The sequence below is a fragment of the Salipaludibacillus sp. CF4.18 genome, from assembly GCF_051262595.1.
In the GTDB taxonomy this organism is placed as follows: Bacteria; Bacillota; Bacilli; order Bacillales; family Salisediminibacteriaceae; genus Salipaludibacillus; species Salipaludibacillus neizhouensis.
Window position 1 is genome coordinate 1 of sequence record NZ_JBIMEV010000165.1, and the last position, 420, is coordinate 420.

Annotated in this window: 1 rRNA gene; it reads right to left on the reverse strand. The window is 46.4% G+C overall.

Annotation, left to right across the window (positions count from 1 at the left end):
* Positions 1 to 170, reverse strand: a 23S ribosomal RNA gene (locus tag ACHABW_RS25990); the annotation flags it as partial.
* Positions 171 to 420: the final 250 nt, after the last annotated feature.

Sequence of the window (420 nt, forward strand, 5' to 3'; positions counted from 1 at the left end):
CCTATGGATTCAAGTGTGGATCATATCCCATTACGGATAAGGGGTTCCCCCATTCGGAAATCTCCGGATCAAAGCTTACTTACAGCTCCCCGAAGCATATCGGTGTTCGTCCCGTCCTTCGTCGGCTCCTAGTGCCAAGGCATTCACCGTGCGCCCTTTCTAACTTAACCATTTTTTGCGTTTGACTACACATGACCTTTGAATGTCTTTGTTAGCTGCACTCTTCATCATCCTTACGTACCTAAGTACGTTCCGATGACTCATCGCTTGCTTCCGCGAACTTCTTGGTCCTGCTTGCCAATACCTCCGAAGAGGTTCACAATTGGTGGCGTCTTTCTTAGCCTACATCTAAGACACTCGGTTTACTTTCTTTGAACGTATTCAAAGGGTATAACCGGTGATTCTTTTCAGTCATTTCGT